Here is a 16,441-nt window from a genome sequence, read left to right on the forward strand (position 1 = left end):
CGTGAAAGTCCGAGAAGTTAAGCCGAAAGCGCAGACCACTGTTCCTTTCTGTTGATTGACCCGTCGCCTCACCGCGGCGCATACATGATGACAGCGACGCCTGCGAGCGCGATGGCACTGCCGATGATGTCGAAGCAGTCGGGCGCGATACCGTCGATGCGCCAACCCCAGAGAAGTGACAATACGATAAAAACGCCGCCGTAAGCGGCGTAGACGCGCCCGAAACTGCCCTCGGGCTGCAGCGTCGGCACGATGCCGTAAAGGATCAGGATGACCGCGCCGAAAAAAGCATACCAAAGACTCGCGCCATTTCGCAGCCACTGCCAGATCAGATAGCCGCCGCCGATCTCGAACAATCCGGCCAGAAAGAAATACGCAAGAGATTTCAAAACAAGCATGATTCTGCCTCCTATTCTAGGGAAACACTGATAAATTCAGCGCTTCCCTAGGGAAAGATTCTCTCTGCCGACTCCCTTTCCCTGCCCGTCGCTTCACTTTACTGCGGATGAAAGGGCGGCATTCCCCATTCATACCCCCACAAGAAATAGCAGAAAATCATCAAGATATGCTGGTAATCTTTCCATAAAACAACAACATCTAGTTTTTCAGGCGAAAATCCGGCATTTTTCATTTGCCAACGAATACCCTTTATTCTATAATAGACGCTAGCGTTTTGAAACGAGCACATATTGTAGGAGGCACATCATTGGAAAAGTGGTTTGACACGGAAATCGGCAGGAACATCCTGCAGGCAAAATATTATCATGCGGGAGAGACGCAGCCACACGAGTTCATCGAGCGCGTGGCGGGCATCTTCTCGCCCGAGGTGCGCGAAAAGATGCGCGCTTACCTTGAGGACGGCGCGCTCTCACCCGCGGGGCGCACGCTCTATGCAGCGGGCGCGAAAGGAAAGTTCAAGAGCAGCCTGTCGAACTGCTACATCATGCCGTCGCCGACGGACGACATCGAGTCCATCTTCACCGTCAACCAGCAGATCGCCAAGATCTTCTCCTACGGCGGCGGCATCGGTGTCAACATCAGCGGCCTGCGTCCCAAGGACAGCCGCGTGAACAACGTCGCGCGCAGCTCGACGGGCGCCGTCTCCTTCCTCAAGATCTTCAACACGACGGGCGAAGTCATCAGCCAGAACGGCCGGCGCGGCGCGATGCTCGTCGCACTCGACTCGGAGCACCCCGACATCTACGAATTCCTGCACATGAAGCAAGAGAATGAGAAACTCGCCTCGATGAACCTCTCGATCCTCTTCTCCGACGCCTTCATGCAGGCCGTCGTCGATGATACCGAATACGAGCTGACCTTCGACGTCGAGGCGACGGGCGAAAAGATCCGCCGGACGATCCGCGCCGCCGAATTCTTCGATGAATACTGTCAGACGCAGTGGGATTGGGGCGACCCCGGCGCACTCTTCAAGGACAGGCTCAACGACTACACACTGCTCTCGGGCTACGACGAATACAAGATCGAAGTCACGAACCCCTGTGGCGAGTTCGGCGGCAACGCCTACAACTCATGCAACCTCATGAGCCTCAACCTCTATTCCTTCATTGAGGACAAGTTCGCCGATGCGCCGCATCTTGCAGAAGAGGAGTTCCGCGCCGCCGTCCAGACGGCCGTGCGTGCGCTCGACGAAGTGCTCGACTACGGCTTCGACACGCAGCCTTTGGAAGAGAACCGTCAATGCATCCGCGATTGGCGCAGCGTCGGACTCGGGCTCTTCGGCGTCGCCGACGCTTTCGTCGCCATGAAGCTCGCCTACGGCAGCCGCGAGAGCTGCGACTTCATCCAAGGCGTGCTGCGCACGATGTTCACGGAAGCCGCACGCACTTCCGCCGCCCTCGCGAAAGAAAAAGGCGCCTTCGGCAAATACGACTGGGAAAAGACGAAGAAATCGCCGCTCATCCAACGTCTTGCCGAAGAAGCGCCCGAAGTCTATGCCGAGATCGAGCAATACGGCCTGCGGAACGGCACGCTTCTTTCCATCGCACCGACGGGCACGATCTCGCTCCTCATGGGCGTATTCTCGGGCGGCTGCGAACCGCTCTATCAGATCAGCTACGAGCGCACGACGCACAAGATGGAAGAAGGAAGCGGCTCCTTCCGCGTCTACGCCCACTCCGTCAGCGATCTGCTCGACTATCACAAGCTGCCGCACGATCTCACGAACGAGGACATCAAGAAGCGTTTCCCGTGGGTCATCGAAAGTCACGACGTCCCCTACCTGCACCGCGTCGAACTGCAGGCGGCCATGCAGAAGTACGTCGACAACTCCATCTCCTCAACGGTGAACTTGAAGCATGCGGCGACGCCCGTCGACATCAAGAACATCTACCTTGCAGCATGGAAATCGCGCTGCAAGGGCATCACGGTTTTCCGCGACGGCTGCAAGCGCGGCAACATCCTCGGCGTCAAAGAAGCCGCCGAGCAGGAGATCGCCTACGACACCGTGCGCCCGCGCCGCCGCGACAACATCGCGCGTCTCGAAGGCGTGACGCTCCTTCGCCATACGTCGTGCGTCGACAAGATGTACATCACGGTCAACAAGACCTCCGACGGCGACGTCTTCGAGCTCTTCACGAACACCTCAGGCGGCTGCCAGTCGAACATCGCGACGATCACGCGCCTGACCTCTCTCGCGCTACGCTCGGGCGTGCGCGTCAAGGACATCATCAAGCAGCTGACCGTCAGCCGCTGCTCCGCCTGCCAAGCCCTGATCCGCAGCGGACGCAAGGACATCTCGCTCTCGTGCGGCAGCGCCATCGGCACGGCTCTCGCTGAAATCTACAACGAATGCCAAAAGGACGAGACGGCGAAATACAAGGACAAGAGCGACGACAAGGCGATCAACAAAGAATGCCCCGAATGCAAGCGCCACACCCTGCGCCCCGAGGGCAACTGCGTGACCTGCACCTATTGCGGCTGGTCGAAATGTGAATAAGACCTCTGAACAAGAACAGCACCTCGCTATGATGCCGCGCCAAAGCAAAGGCGCCATAAAAAGCCCGCCCTTTCCCCATACATGCAGGGGAAGGAGCGGGCTTTTACTTCTATGCCTTCGGCTCGATCACGCCGTTCTGATAGGCGATGAGCAAGTTGTAGAGGTCGGCGATTTCCTCCTGGATATCCTTGCCCTCGTCCGTGTCGCCGAGCGTCGTGAGCTTCGTCTGCAGTTCGACCGTCTCGGAGACGGATTCGATGTCCTTGTTCTCCTTCAGCGCCTGGCGCACGTCAGCGACCTGCTGGTGCATGAGGAGGCGGAAGCCGCGCGAGTTGGAGATGAGCGTGAAGCCCGAAATTCCCGTTTTCTTGTGGTACGCCTGGCAGAAGCCGCCGTCGATGATGATGGCCTTGCCGTGCGCCTTGACGGGCGTCTCGCCCTTCTTGACCTTGACGGGCACATGACCGTTGATGATGTGCCCGCTCTCGGGCAGACCGAATTCTGCGAGAATGGAGCGGCAGAAATCCTCGTCGTCCAGCAGGCGGTAGTAGGGATCGGCCGGCTCCTTCCATGTGCTCTCGTCCTCTAGGAGCGATCGCTCGAAGGTCTTGACCTCGCGTCCCGAGCATGGCGACGTCCTGCCGCACCACAGGAACCACATGAAATCGAGATCTTCCTGCGCACGGAAGAGGTAGGCGCGGCGCGCGCGGCGGTCAGCGTAATCGAAGTAGGCGCGTCCCTTGTAAGCCTTGCCGTCGAAGATGACGTCGCGAAGCGAGCCGTCCTCGTTGACGGGAACGCAGCCGTGGTAAAGAAGGTTGCCGTTGCAGCACTTGTAGAGACTGCCCTTCTTGTAGAGGAAGTCGACGTGCTTTTGCAGCATCTCGCTCTCCGTGAAGTACGATTTGAGGTCGGCGATGATGCGCTCCTCCTCCTCCGAGAGCGCGAACGGATCTTTCGGGTCGATCGTCGGGAAGTAGGCGCTCTCCAGCTCGTAGCGGCGATCGCCGAGCATGACGTAGGAGGAGTTGTAGTTGATCTTGTCGAGGAGACGGCGACTCTCCATCTCGAAGTCGGGATTCCTTGCGATGAGCTGGCCTTCGAGCTTCAGCATGATCATCGTGATCGCCTTCTCCGAGGCGCGGATGGCATTGGAATCGGGATAGATGCGCGTCGAAAAGAGCGATAGGGGACGCAGGCTGATGCCGTAGCCGCGCTCTAAGACGTCGGTGTTGTGGTAGCGCAAGCTGTTTCTCACGACGCCCGCGATGCAGACCTCACTGCCCGCTGCCGCGCCCATCCACATGACGTCGTGGTTGCCCCACTCGATGTCGATATCGTGGTAGTCGAGGATCATGTTGAGAATCGCGTCGGGACGGCTGCCGCGGTCGAAGAAGTCGCCGACGATGTGCAGATGATCGACGGCGAGACGCTTGACGAGCACGCAGAACGCTTCGATGAAGCCTGCGCCGCTGTCGATCTGCACGATGGTCGCGAGGAGGCGGCGATGGTACTGCGCCTGCGCCGTGTCCTCCTCGGGGCGCGTGTAAAGAAGCTCGACGATGACGGACTCATAGCGCTTGGGGATGAAGCCGCGCACCTTCGCCGCCGGGTACTTGTAGCTCATGAGCTTCGACAGCTCCAAGAGCCGCGCGAGGTTCTCACGATACCAGGCGGGCGTGTCCTTGCGCTCGGCGTGCATGCGCTCGATCTTTTCCTTCGGGTAGTAGATGAGCGTGCAGAACTCCGCCTTCTCTTCATCCGTCATGCGGTCAGCAAAGACGTATTCGACCTTCTCGCGAATGACGCCCGAGCAGTTGTTCAAGATGTGGAAGAACGACTCGTACTCGCCGTGCAGATCGCTCATGAAATGCTCAATGCCCTTGGGCAGACCGAGCTGCGCCTGCAGGGAGATGAGCTTTTCGTAGACGGATTCCAGCGTCGGGTACTTCTCGGCGAGAAGCCCCAAGAGCTTGTTCTTCTTCTGCGTGCCCTGTTCCATCGTGATCCCCTCCAATGTGACCTCTTCTCCTATGCCTATAGACTTCCCCGCAGGCAAGGCGCTTTCCTTCTTGCCTGCGGCGGTGCAAAAATAAATTTCTCCTATAAATATAAATTCATAAAATCAATCGTCCGATTCCATAAAAGAAAAGGACGAGGACAAGCGCGAGGGCGTACTCGCCGAATGAGCCGACGCGGAAGAGGCGCACGCCGACCTTCTTCTTCGGATGAAGGAACGGCACCTTGCCGCAAAGCGCATCCTCGGCGATATGAAAGAGTGCGCCGAGGAGGATGAAACGCCCCGCGAGAATGAGAGAGCGCGCGTCCTCACCCAGTTCCTCGCCGACAGCGCCCAGAGCGAGAAAGCCGAGGATGTAGAGGAGCGGCCAGTGCGACCAACCGCGATGGGAGAGGAGTCCCGCCCACGGCAGGCGCACGCCGCCGCCCTTGCCCTCGATCCAATCGGGAAGCACCGCGCCCGCCATGGCGCATGCCGTCGGCACGAGACTGCCGGTCAGCGTATAGACCGCCATTCCCGTCACAACCTCATGGCTGACCCATTTCATGCCCGCACCTCCTGCTTTCGTTGACATATATGCTATAATAGGACGATAAGGAGAATTTCTATGGACGATTATACTTGGCGGCTGCAGCTGCGCGCCCGAAAGATCAGCTCATACAATCGCACGCTCACGATGCTCGTCATCGTCTTCTTCGCGCTTGCCGTCGGCTCCGTGCTCTGGTACTTCTTCATCCACGCGAGAAGCCCCGAATACGCGCTTGCCGAGATTCAAGAAGCGGCGGAGAAGCACGATGCCGAAAAATTCGAGCGCTACGTCAACGTCAGCCTGAGCATGGGCAAAATCTATGACGATCTCACGCGCAGTCTCTTCGCTGCCGACACTTCCCTAACGAACGACGAGCGCACGGAAGCCGTGCGTTTCTACCAACTCATCAAGCCACAGGTCACGGCGGGGATGCGCACGACGCTCACAGGCCGCATCGAGACGGGCGAATGGCAGAAGCCCAGCGGCCTCCTGCAGGGACGCCAACTGCGCATCGACTTCGAGAACCTCTTCGAGCGCAGCCTCTTGAAGAACATCACCATCGTCGGACTCGACTCCATCGACCGCGACGGCGCGACCGCGACGGCGCACGTCAAGGCGAAGGACGAACTGACGGGAACGGAACTCACGCTGCTCCTCGCCATGGAGCAGGCGGGTGACGGTCATTGGCAGGTCTCCTACATCAAGAACTACCGCGACTGCCTCGACCGCCTGACACCGCTCCTCGAAAAGGACGTCGCCTCGTACCTCGAAGCGTCGGCGCCCATCGTCGAGCAGTACAACAAGCGCTTCGCCAAGGAGCAGCAGCGTTTCCATGTGCTGACCGACATGCCATGGGACGGCACGGGACTTCTCTCCAGTGCGCAGAAAGACGGTCTGAAGAAACTCATCCGAACGGACATCATCCCGACCCTCAAAGAGCGCCAGCAAAAGCTCTCGGCACTCTCCGTGCCGCCCGGCGCACGCTATTTGAGCCAGCTGCGCGCAGAGTCCACCGAGCTTTCCATCACGGCTTGGGAGCACTTCGTCAACGCGCTCGAAACGGACGACTTTGCGGAGTTCGACACGGCGGAAACCGTGCACAAGGAAGCGCTCGACATCGAGATGCGCCTCGAAGACCTCCTGCACCACACGGCGCTTTGCAGCCAACCGCCCGAAATGCCGTGACTCCAGAAATACGAGAATGCGCCCCGAAGGACTTCCTCTTCGGGGCGCATTTTCGCTAGACCTCCGTCAGCAGGAACGCACCCTCGCCGCGCATCGTGTAGTCGCCGAAGCTTGCCGGTATGAAGTACGAGTCGCCCTTCTCCAAAATCTCCTCGCCGCCCGACCACGAAAGCTCCATAGGGCCTCCGAGCGCGACGATGGACTGGAAGCTCGTGCGTCCCGCCTGCAGGTGGCAGCGACCCTTGAGGGCGAAGTGATAGACCGTGAAAAACTCTGTTCGTGCGACGACCGTCATCTCATGCTCGGCGAAAATGGAGAACTTCTCGCCACGGTTCACGTCATACGCCGGCGGCGCGAACGAGAGCACGTCGAGCGCCTTGTCGATATGCAGGTCGCGCAGCCTGCCGTCCGCGCCGCACCGCGCATAGTCGTAGACGCGGTACGTCGTATCGGAATTCTGCTGAATTTCCGCAAGGAAGATGCCGCGCCCGATGGCATGGAGCGTGCCCGCCGGAATCACGATGGCGTCGCCCGCCTTCACCTTGATGCGCCGCACGACGTCCAAGAGCGTGTTCTCCTCGATGTGGCGACGGCACTCTTCACGCGAGATCTCTTCCTTGAAGCCGTAGATGATCTCCGCTCCAGGTTCGGCGTCGAGAATGTACCACATCTCCATCTTTCCGTACTCGCCCTCGTGCTCGAAGGCGTAACTGTCGTCTGGATGCACCTGCACCGAGAGATCGTTGTGCGCGTCGATGAGCTTGATCAAAAGCGGGAAATACGGATAGCGCGAACCGTGCGAGCCGAGCGCAGCGTGCGCCCCTTCGCGCGCGATGTACGCTTCCAGCGTCAGACCCGCGTCCGCGCCGTTCTCGATAACGCTCTGATCCTCCTTGTGACACGCAAGCTCCCAGCTCTCCGCGACCTTCGCGAGAGACGTCTTTCTGCCGTACTCCGTCTTGAGGCGCGTGCCGCCCCAGATGTAGTCCTTGAGCGGCGCTCGAAGCTTCATCGGGTATATCATTCGATCCATCCTTTCTCCCGGGCTTGTATTCCTGCCGTGCGCATGTTACGATACATGCACGATAATGAAATCTTCGCGAGTCAGCAGGACAAGCCCTTGCCCTGCTGACCAAATCCAGCAAAAGAGGCCTCTCATGGACGAAAAACTCTTCCGCATCCTCTACGTATTCAGCGATCTCGCCGCGCCCCTTCTCGCGGGCTACATCGCCTATCAGCGAGGCCGCATCTCCGACGCACTATGCAATGCCCTCATTCGCTTCAACATCATCGTCATGGCGACGCTGCTCGCCGTCTTGAGCTTCTGGGTCATGCCGCTGTCGAGAAGCCTCCTTTGGCTGCCGCTCTTCAGTGCGCTCTTCATGCTCGTGCCCGGCTTCATCGCCTATTTGACCTTCGCTCGCCGCCACAAGGACTCCCTTTCGCGCGGCGCCTACTACATGAGCGCCATGCTTACGAACATCGGCACGATCGCGGGGCTTTCCGCCTTCATCCTCTACGACGAAGCGGGGTTCGCCTATGTGCAGATCGTCTCATCATTCCAGGTCGGCCTCCTCGTGCTCATCTGCTTCCCGCTCGCCGCGATGTTCCGTGCGCAAGGTGCGAAAGAGGGGGCTCGCGTCCACCTGTCGCTTAGGGAACTCTTTCTCACGCCGAACCAGGTGCCCGTGCTCGGTCTCATCGCAGGACTCGCACTCAACGTCTTCGGCGTCGAGCGCCCTGCCGTGCTCGGCACAGCGTTTCAAGCGCTCGTGCATATCGGCGCCTGGACAGCGCTCTTCCCCGTCGGCTGTCTCGTCGACTTTTCGCGCGCGCTTCCCTACATCAAAAAGACCGCCGACCTCATCCCCCTGCGCTTCCTCCTCACGCCGCTGATCTTCTTCGGACTCTGCCGCCTGCTCTTTGCGGACTCCGTGCTCATCGGCAGCGTGCTCCTCATCGCTGCCGCGCCGACGGCGATCAACGCCGTCTTGACCGCGCGGCTCTACAAGCTCAACGTAGACCTCACCGTCGCGAGCTTCCTCGTCACGACCGTCATCTACCTCTTGCTCTTCTACCCGCTCTTCTTCCTCTACGTGACGCACGGCGGCAGCTTCTGAGGCAGAAGCGATACATGCAGCGCTTCCTAAAAAATGGACGTGGATCACTCCACGTCCATATTAAGGAAACACTGATAAATTCAGCCACCCATCTTCACACATCTGCGCTGTCCTCTCGTCGTCGACAAATCCTCGACGTAGCACCGCTACGCCTGCGGTTTGTCTCCTTGCTGAGCCGTCCAAGAGCCAAGTCCGAAGGACGCAGGCGATTGGGCAACGGCTCGTATGCGAAAACGTCCCAAGAATGCAAGCGCGAAGCGCGTCGCATGATTGGCTGACGTTGACCGCTATAGAACCAGCGCATCTGTGCAAATCTGGGCGCCTTCATTTTATCAGCGCTTCCTTTGCCTTCTGCTGACGGTTGCGGCGATAGCGCCAGTAGAGACCGGCGACGATGATGCAGCTTACAACGACGAAGGCGATGCTCACCTCATGTCCGACCTTGAGCATGATCTGCCAGCTCTCGCCAAGCGCCATGCCGACGCCGAGGATCAGCGCCGTCCACGGCAGAGAGCCGAGGAACGTATAGAGGAGAAACTTCTTCATATCCACATGCGCGAAGCCCGCCGGAAGCGAAATGAACGTGCGCACGACGGGAAGCATGCGGCTGAAGAACACCGCCTTGACGCCATACTTGTCAAACCAGCGCTGTGCAATATCGACGTGCGACTTCTTCACGAAGAAATACTTGCCGTACTTGTCGACGAAGGAACGTCCGCCGTAGCGCCCGACGAGATAGGCGAAGATCGACCCCGCCATGCCGCCGATCATGCCGGCAACCAGCGCCCCGACGAAACCCATGCGGTCAGCGAAGATCAGATAGCCCGAAAATCCGAGGATCAGCTCGCTCGGAATCGGTATACAGGCATTCTCCAAGGCCATCAAGACGGCGACCGCCGCATAACCCCAGGCATCAATGAACTCCAAAAATGTCTGCGTGAACTGCTCCATACGCCCTGCCCTTCCTCAAGAGAAACAATCATACAGCTTCATTATACACTACCGCCAGCAGAAATGCTATAGCATTTCTGCTGGCGATTGACGTATGTTGCATCATGCATTATAATAAATATAGCAAGGGTGCTACTGGTAAACGGTCAGCCCCAACAGTAATTGAGGTAAGAAACCCGCCTACGATTGGAAGCCGGAGGCGGGATTTCTTATGCTTTCAGAACGACGAGAATAAAAAGCGTCACCAAGAGCAACGCAATCAAATCGTTTATCGTCATAAGCAACGCCCCTCTCCGGGGCTAAGATTGACCGCCTACCGTCATAGTAGCACCTCTCGTATTATAACATAAAAAGCCGCCCGGCGAAACTTCTCTTCCCCGCCGGGCGGCTTTTCCTGCTTCCTATAAGTTTCAAGCCATCGTCAGCACCTTTGCAGCCGCCTTATCTCCGCGATCGAGTGACTGCCTCTTTTCCGCCGTTTTCAAAAGCTCATGGAAAGACGCGCCGTCCTCTGGATAGTAAGAAACGGCGATGCGGCACTCTAGGCCATAGCCGCCGAACTGCGTATTCTCGCCGCCGAACAGCGTGCGGATTGCCCGTGCCTTCATATCCATGACCTCCGTGCGCTCCATATCCTTGACAAAGACGGCGAACTGGCCATCGCCCAGATGCGCAAGCACGTCTCCCGCACGGAAGAAACTGCCGACCGCCTTGCATATACGCACGAGAAGCTGATCCGTCCAATGCTTGCCGCGCTGCTCTGCGAGCTGGCAGATATTGTCGAAGGAAATGGCCATCAGAGCGTTGCTCTCATCGCGGCCATGACCTGCAAGGTACGTCTGCACCGCTTTCTCCAATCCTGCACCGTTCAAAATGCCCGTGACCGAATCGCGCTCCGAGCGGAAATGCGTAAAACTCTGCTCCATCTTGCCCATGCTCGACTCGATGTCCCAGAGGATGCCGATCGTGCGCTGCACGCGTCCCGTCTCGTCACGCAGGAGCTTCACGGCGACCTCGTACCACGAATAGCGCCCCTGTGGCACTTCTGCCATGTCGAGCAAGACCTCGCGCACACCCGTCGTCTGCCCACGGAAAAGCGCCACAAGCCGCTCGACCGAATCAGGATGAATCATGCCGCGGTTTTCGGTGCAAAGGGTGCGGCAGAACCCCTCGAAGCGCTTCTCCGTCATACCGTCGCGCGCCTTCGCCAAAAGAAGCACATCGTGCTCAATGTCGTAGTCAAACGTGACCACACCCAGTTTTTCCAATAACAGCTCTACGCATTGATTCTCGTAACCTGCTACCGGAGTCTTATATCTTTCCATAATATAACCTCCCCAAGATAGACAAGCATAACTACCAATGCCTCTCCCCCATAACTCCCCATACAATATCCCCACAAAATGGCGAAGTTATTCTAACTTATAGTATAGCGCGAGAACGCAAAAAAATCCAGAAAAAATGAAAATAATTCAAAATTTCCCTAGCTCCACCAAGCCGTGCGCAATCTCGCCGACGAAAAAAGAGGGGCGCACAGCCCCTCTTTCCATCCCTTTATTCTTTTCAATCCGTACGCACGACAAAGGTGCCCAGGTCCTCTGCCGCATTCGTAACGCGCGAGAGGTTCGCCGTGATCTCCTCGGTCGAAGCCGCCTGTTCCTGGCTGATTGCCCCCGTCGTCTCAATCGTCTTCGAGATCGCCTCGACCGCCTTGTTCATCTCCGCGAGCGTCGCTTGAATCTTCTCCGTCGCCTCGCGCGACTGCTCCGCGAGTTTGCGGACTTCCTCTGCAACAACGGCGAAGCCTCTGCCCTGCTCGCCCGCGCGCGCCGCTTCGATAGCAGCGTTGAGGCCCAGGAGGTTCGTCTGCTGCGCGATGTTGTTGATGAACTCGATGACCTTGATCGTCTCGGCATTGCGCTCTTTGAGGTCGGCCGCCTGCTGCACAGCCTCCTGTCCCGACTTCGCCAGTTCGCTCGCACTCTCCGCGACCTGCTCGACAGCATGGTAAACCGTCTCCGTCGACTTCGTGACCTCGTCGACCGCATGGGCGAGCTTGATGTCCTGCGCAACATCCATCGCCGTCACAAGCGTGCCGATAATGTCGCCGTTCACGCCATAAATCGGCGTGATCATGCTGCGGACACCGGGTCCGTAAATCTTCTCATCAATCAAGCCTGTATAGTCGCGTCCCGTACCGATGACGTGCTTCGTATTAGGCGAAACAGACGAGCCGACCGCAGGCGAAAACTCAAGACCAGGAGTCGGCACTAGAGCCAAAATCGACTCCTTATCCGTTATACCAACAGCAATATCTTGGCGGACGACATGATCCAAATAAGGGGCGACGGCGATGAACGCATCCAAAATATCTTGATCCGTCTTGATCGTATCGGGGTAAACCATGGAAATACAACTCCTCTATTTACGCACTCCAAAGAAACGACGACAGCCATGTTTTGCTTTGAATGCTCACGAAAAGAAAACATGAAAAAGAATCCGTCTATATTTCATTATATCGTAAAAGTTTCCATAAAATATAAGCGCTTTATAAAAATCTTTCGTAGAATCCGACTTTGGGATGTATTTCTTCTTCCTTCTGGGAAAAACTGCTCTTTCCAAACAAAAGGCCGCGGATCTCTGCCCCAAAGCATAGAACCGCAGCATCTTTCATCGCGTACTTTCTATTATTTTTAATGCGCAAAGTTTGCGTTACCATGTTAAAATATCATTCAAATACTTCGGCACATAAAGGCCGTAGCGCATGCGATACGCTTGGTAAAAGGCAACTTCTGCCATGCGATAGACATACTCACTTAAAAGCAGAAGGAATGTCCGATATGGGATTGCCCCAAAAAGATTCCTCGTCCGCAGCACCTTCTGCGGTAAGCGATACGAGAAACAATCCGATCAGTAGGCAGGAAAAAAGCACATGGCGCTTTAACATCTCAGTTTTCTCCTTTTTATAAAAGATTTTCATTTCGTCAGAATAATATCTTTGTCTTTACATTTCCTACCGCTGTAATATTCATGGCAAAGAAGAAGTCTCCTGCCTCTGCCTTTTCAAGCTCTAACTGCGTTTTTTCGCTCTTCCAGATATAGGCCTTCTTCGTTTCCTGCGGCTCCCCATACCGCTCTACAAGAAACAAGTATACATCCAGATACTTCTTGGGATCCAATCGATCGATGGTGCAGCCGACAAATTTTTCGTCCTTATATGTCAGTCGTACTTTCGTTTTTTTGTCCATTGCATCATCGGGCAAGTAATCCTTATAGGTATAGGGCTTGAATGTCTGTGCCAACCACGACGAACCGCTGCGTGCCGAAGAATTGTCCGTCGGAGGCATGAAGCGCGGACTCGTCCCCCATGTATAACCCAAAGCTCCATCGGGAAGCTCTTTCGGCTCTGCCGAGACAGCAGGGAGTAGGATGCACGCGAAAAAGAAAAAGAACATGACGGTGCGCGTGAAATGTTTCAACATGGATATCTCTCCTTCATATCATTCGATTCGTGTCACATTGATGTCGTATCCATCGCCTATGGTGTATATCATATAAGTGTCTTCAAGGACACCTTTCTCGTGAAGCACTTTGCGTGTGATTTTTCCTACCGTATTGATTTTGCCGTAGATCGTAATCATATCGCCTTTGTGCAGGGAAGAGATGCTTCTCCCATCCGGATCCTTGCCATTGTTCCACTTCGTATGGCATCTGAAATCCGTGCCTCCATACTTATATGTTTCCATAGGATCATTCGAGAATGTAACCTCGATTAATCCGTCCGGGTCGATTGATTCGATGACCGCTCGCAGGATTCTGCATTTCTTTCCTTCATACCGTTCTCTTGCCGCAATGGGGTTGGAATGATAGGCTGCAAGCATGTCTTCAGCGTAAACGGTCTGATACGAGCGGCGCTCCTGCTCTTCTTTCTCCCGCGCCTCTCGTTCCGCCTGTGCTTTTTGCTCTTCCTCCTGTTTCTTTTTCTTTTCTTCTTCCTGCTGCTTCTCCTCCTCTTGCTTTTGCCATGCAATCCATTCATCGTATTGCGCCTGCAGTTGTTCTGCTTCTCGTTGCGCTTTTTGTTCGGGGGTGAGGCTTGCTTCATATGCTCGGACTGCTTCATCATGCGCTCTTTGTGCCGCATTATTCGAACAACCCCATAAAATAATCGATGTCGTAATCATGAAACTATAAAGGAGAAATACGTGGATACGCGTCTTCTGTATCAAATTTCCCCATATGGCAAGAGGCGGATATAGCAGGCCGAGAAACAGGAGAAGATGGCCAAGCAAAAAAAACAGAAAACAAATATGGGCAAAGTTCGTCCAAAAATTTTCCACAAGATGACCTCCTTCCGTGATGCCCTGCATCAGATCCATAAGCCCACATTGTCCGAGCACCTCTATCTCGCCTTACCTCCCGCCGTCCGCATTCCTCCGGCAGCAAGCATTCCTATGCGCACAAACGGGTGCGAATGCGGGCAAAAGCCGTCAATAATCCTCATTATAACAAAGACCTCGCAGGCTTTGGTTACCTGCGAGGTAAGTGGAGCATCTTTTGATTTCGAAAACTTTGCTGCGGTCATACGGCTGCAGATGATTCTATATGTCCAGCAACCTCTTTTGGTCGGCTACGAACTCGTCGATCGCCCGATTACGTTCCGCCTCGGTCATGGGCGGCAGATTTTTTATAAAGGCGTCCAGCCGGAGCCCCATTTCGCCGTTCTTCATGGCCTCGAGCCGTTCCTCCTCCGAACGATTGCCGGAGGAGAACACCACATTCCTTGTCTGCCAATAGGCAAGTTTTTCCGGGTCATCCTTGAACTCTGCCAAGAATGCATCCACGCTCTTTATGGACTTTCTTTCCTCTTGGCTGACTGTCGGCGGCATGTAGCTGTCATGCGCAGTCGGCTCGATCGATGACGTCGGCGTTGGCACGGCAACTTCTTGTTCAGACTCGCTGTCCGATGGTACAAGCGATTGCACGGAAAATCTCTCGTCAGATGTTTCTGGCGTCGGCACGGCTGCGCTTTCTTCCGCAGTGCTCGGCAGTCGAACAGCTGGCGAATCGACCTCCGTTTTGCTGGCGGGAGCGCTCGGCAGCGGCTCTGTCCCATCAAGCCTTGGCAGAAGGCAAAATACTACGACAGATACGATGGCCAGCGTCCACAGTGCCGGCTTTCCCCTGCCAGCCCAAAACCTGCGGAAGATCAGCGCACGGCGAAGCTCTTGCAGATTCCGATAGCGCCTGTCCGGATCGATTTCCGTGCATTTGGCAAATATCTTGGCGAGATAGCCGTCGTACTCCTCTGGCAGCGCTTTCCGCATAGTGATACCGATCGAGTAGATGTCACTCCTCGCATCCGTCTGCCCATAGCCGAATTGTTCCGGCGGAGCATAGCCCCTGGTGCCGAGGTGCATCGTATCCTCGCCGCTGTGCTCTTTGACGGTGCGGGCAGCATCGAAGTCGATAAGCCGGATGATACAGCCGCTTTGCAGGATAAGGTTGGACGGCTTGATGTCGCGGTGAATGATGCCCTGCGCGTGGATTTCGTCAAGGCCTTCGCATAGCTGCAAAAGAACGCTCTCCGTCTCGCGCTCCGAAAGATACGCCTTGCGTCCGATGCGATCAAGCAGGGATTCTCCCTGCACATACTCCTCCACGACAACCGTCTCATCGCCGTCCTCGATACAATACAGGACGCGGGGAATCAGCAGATAATCCTTCCCTTTGAGCATCCTATAGGGAAGCCCCGTCAAAGCGATGCGTTTCAATATGACCAACCGCTGCGAAAAGGTCCCAAGAGCGCAAGCCGAAGGCGCAGCGTGATTGGCTGACGTTGACCGCTGCTGACCCATCCAAGAAGCAAGCCCCGAAGGGGCGCCGCTGATGGGGTCATGGGTCGTATGCGAAAACGTCCCAAGAGCGCAAGCCGAAGGCGCTACGCGATTGGTTGACGTTGACCGCCCCGATCTCTCGGATGCCAGCCACACCTCGCCCTTGTCGCTGGATTTGAGCAGCTGTATCTTTTGAAAAACCTCCTCAAAATATGCGGTGATATTGGCATCCAAGAAACCACCTTGCTTTCTTCTCCATATCGTATTATCCTATGTGTATCAAATCACACAGGAGGACAGCATCATGCCGAAAAGCACCGAGGAATTGAAAGACGATCTGCGCCAGGCCTCCGGGCTGGAAGGTTTTCTCGTGGACAATCAGAAAGACTTTTGCCAATACACGCTGGCAGAATATCTGAATCAACTTCTGGAGGAAAAACACCTGAGCAAGATGGATGTCGTTCGGGCTTCCAGCTTGGAACGAATCTATACTTACCATATATTCGCCGGACGCAAAAAGAATCCTTCACGCAACAAAGTCATTTCCCTCGCCCTCGCCATGAAACTGACGCCGGAGGAGACGCAGTATCTTCTATACTATGCAGGAACGGAACAACTCTACGTCCGCAATCCGCGGGACAGCATCCTGTGGTATGCCCTCGACCATCACATGAGCGTAATCGATACGAACATCATGCTCCAAAAGATGTCGGAACACCCCTTGTTGAACGTCGAAACAGAGATGCCTTGATTCCAAAATAAAAACGCACCCTTGCGGGTGCGTCATCAACCAGCAGCTTTCTATCCTCCCAGGTCGTCTCCAACCAAGTACTTTCGACGTAT

At 56.0% G+C, this 16,441-nt stretch carries 14 protein-coding genes; 4 read left to right on the forward strand and 10 right to left on the reverse strand.

Going from position 1 to position 16,441, the window contains the following annotated elements:
* Positions 1-68 precede the first annotated feature (68 nt).
* Positions 69-398, reverse strand: coding sequence for a YnfA family protein (locus QZ177_RS07215; protein ID WP_294176388.1), 330 nt, complete (start codon positions 396-398; stop codon positions 69-71).
* A gap of 308 nt (positions 399-706) precedes the next feature.
* Here QZ177_RS07215 and QZ177_RS07220 point away from each other — a divergent pair, with 308 nt between their 5' ends.
* Positions 707-2,956, forward strand: coding sequence for an adenosylcobalamin-dependent ribonucleoside-diphosphate reductase (locus QZ177_RS07220; protein WP_294176389.1), 2,250 nt, complete (start codon positions 707-709; stop codon positions 2,954-2,956).
* A gap of 109 nt (positions 2,957-3,065) precedes the next feature.
* Here the strand turns inward: QZ177_RS07220 and QZ177_RS07225 are convergent, their stop codons facing one another.
* Positions 3,066-4,958, reverse strand: coding sequence for a fructose-1,6-bisphosphatase (locus QZ177_RS07225; RefSeq protein ID WP_294176390.1), 1,893 nt, complete (start codon positions 4,956-4,958; stop codon positions 3,066-3,068).
* 115 nt (positions 4,959-5,073) lie between these two features.
* Entirely contained in the window at positions 5,074-5,523 is a 450-nt protein-coding gene (locus QZ177_RS07230; RefSeq protein ID WP_294176391.1) for a metal-dependent hydrolase, read from the reverse strand.
* 60 nt (positions 5,524-5,583) lie between these two features.
* Between QZ177_RS07230 and QZ177_RS07235 the strand changes: the two genes are divergently transcribed.
* Complete coding sequence (locus QZ177_RS07235) at positions 5,584-6,690, forward strand: hypothetical protein (protein ID WP_294176393.1); 1,107 nt, start codon at positions 5,584-5,586, stop codon at positions 6,688-6,690.
* Positions 6,691-6,745: 55 nt separating this feature from the next.
* Here the strand turns inward: QZ177_RS07235 and QZ177_RS07240 are convergent, their stop codons facing one another.
* Entirely contained in the window at positions 6,746-7,714 is a 969-nt protein-coding gene (locus QZ177_RS07240) for a type I phosphomannose isomerase catalytic subunit (protein WP_294176406.1), read from the reverse strand.
* A 133-nt stretch (positions 7,715-7,847) separates the two neighbouring features.
* Here QZ177_RS07240 and QZ177_RS07245 point away from each other — a divergent pair, with 133 nt between their 5' ends.
* Positions 7,848-8,810 carry a transporter gene (locus QZ177_RS07245; RefSeq protein WP_294176394.1) on the forward strand — a complete coding sequence of 321 codons (963 nt, stop codon included), beginning with the start codon at positions 7,848-7,850 and terminating at the stop codon, positions 8,808-8,810.
* Between the two features lie 324 nt (positions 8,811-9,134).
* On the opposite strand, the gene QZ177_RS07250 is transcribed toward QZ177_RS07245, so the two are convergent.
* The 6 genes from QZ177_RS07250 to QZ177_RS07275 all read right to left on the reverse strand — a co-directional run bounded on the left by QZ177_RS07250 (position 9,135) and on the right by QZ177_RS07275 (position 15,832).
* The gene (locus tag QZ177_RS07250; protein WP_009644875.1) at positions 9,135-9,761 is read right to left on the reverse strand and encodes a DedA family protein; all 627 of its coding nucleotides are present in this window, start codon (positions 9,759-9,761) and stop codon (positions 9,135-9,137) included.
* A gap of 410 nt (positions 9,762-10,171) precedes the next feature.
* Positions 10,172-11,086 carry a diguanylate cyclase gene (locus QZ177_RS07255; protein ID WP_294176397.1) on the reverse strand — a complete coding sequence of 305 codons (915 nt, stop codon included), beginning with the start codon at positions 11,084-11,086 and terminating at the stop codon, positions 10,172-10,174.
* Between the two features lie 238 nt (positions 11,087-11,324).
* Positions 11,325-12,167 (reverse strand): methyl-accepting chemotaxis protein, encoded by an 843-nt coding sequence (locus QZ177_RS07260; RefSeq protein ID WP_294176398.1) that lies wholly within the window; start codon positions 12,165-12,167, stop codon positions 11,325-11,327.
* A gap of 578 nt (positions 12,168-12,745) precedes the next feature.
* Entirely contained in the window at positions 12,746-13,243 is a 498-nt protein-coding gene (locus tag QZ177_RS07265) for a hypothetical protein (protein ID WP_009644862.1), read from the reverse strand.
* A gap of 18 nt (positions 13,244-13,261) precedes the next feature.
* Positions 13,262-14,101 carry a hypothetical protein gene (locus QZ177_RS07270; protein WP_294176399.1) on the reverse strand — a complete coding sequence of 280 codons (840 nt, stop codon included), beginning with the start codon at positions 14,099-14,101 and terminating at the stop codon, positions 13,262-13,264.
* 261 nt (positions 14,102-14,362) lie between these two features.
* Positions 14,363-15,832, reverse strand: coding sequence for a serine/threonine-protein kinase (locus QZ177_RS07275; protein WP_294176401.1), 1,470 nt, complete (start codon positions 15,830-15,832; stop codon positions 14,363-14,365).
* Positions 15,833-15,902: 70 nt separating this feature from the next.
* Between QZ177_RS07275 and QZ177_RS07280 the strand changes: the two genes are divergently transcribed.
* A complete protein-coding gene (locus QZ177_RS07280; protein WP_294176403.1) occupies positions 15,903-16,349 on the forward strand; it encodes a helix-turn-helix transcriptional regulator in 447 nt (148 codons plus the stop codon).
* The last annotated feature ends 92 nt before the right edge of the window (positions 16,350-16,441 follow it).

Source organism: uncultured Selenomonas sp. (assembly GCA_905372355.1).
Lineage (GTDB): Bacteria > Bacillota > Negativicutes > Selenomonadales > Selenomonadaceae > Selenomonas.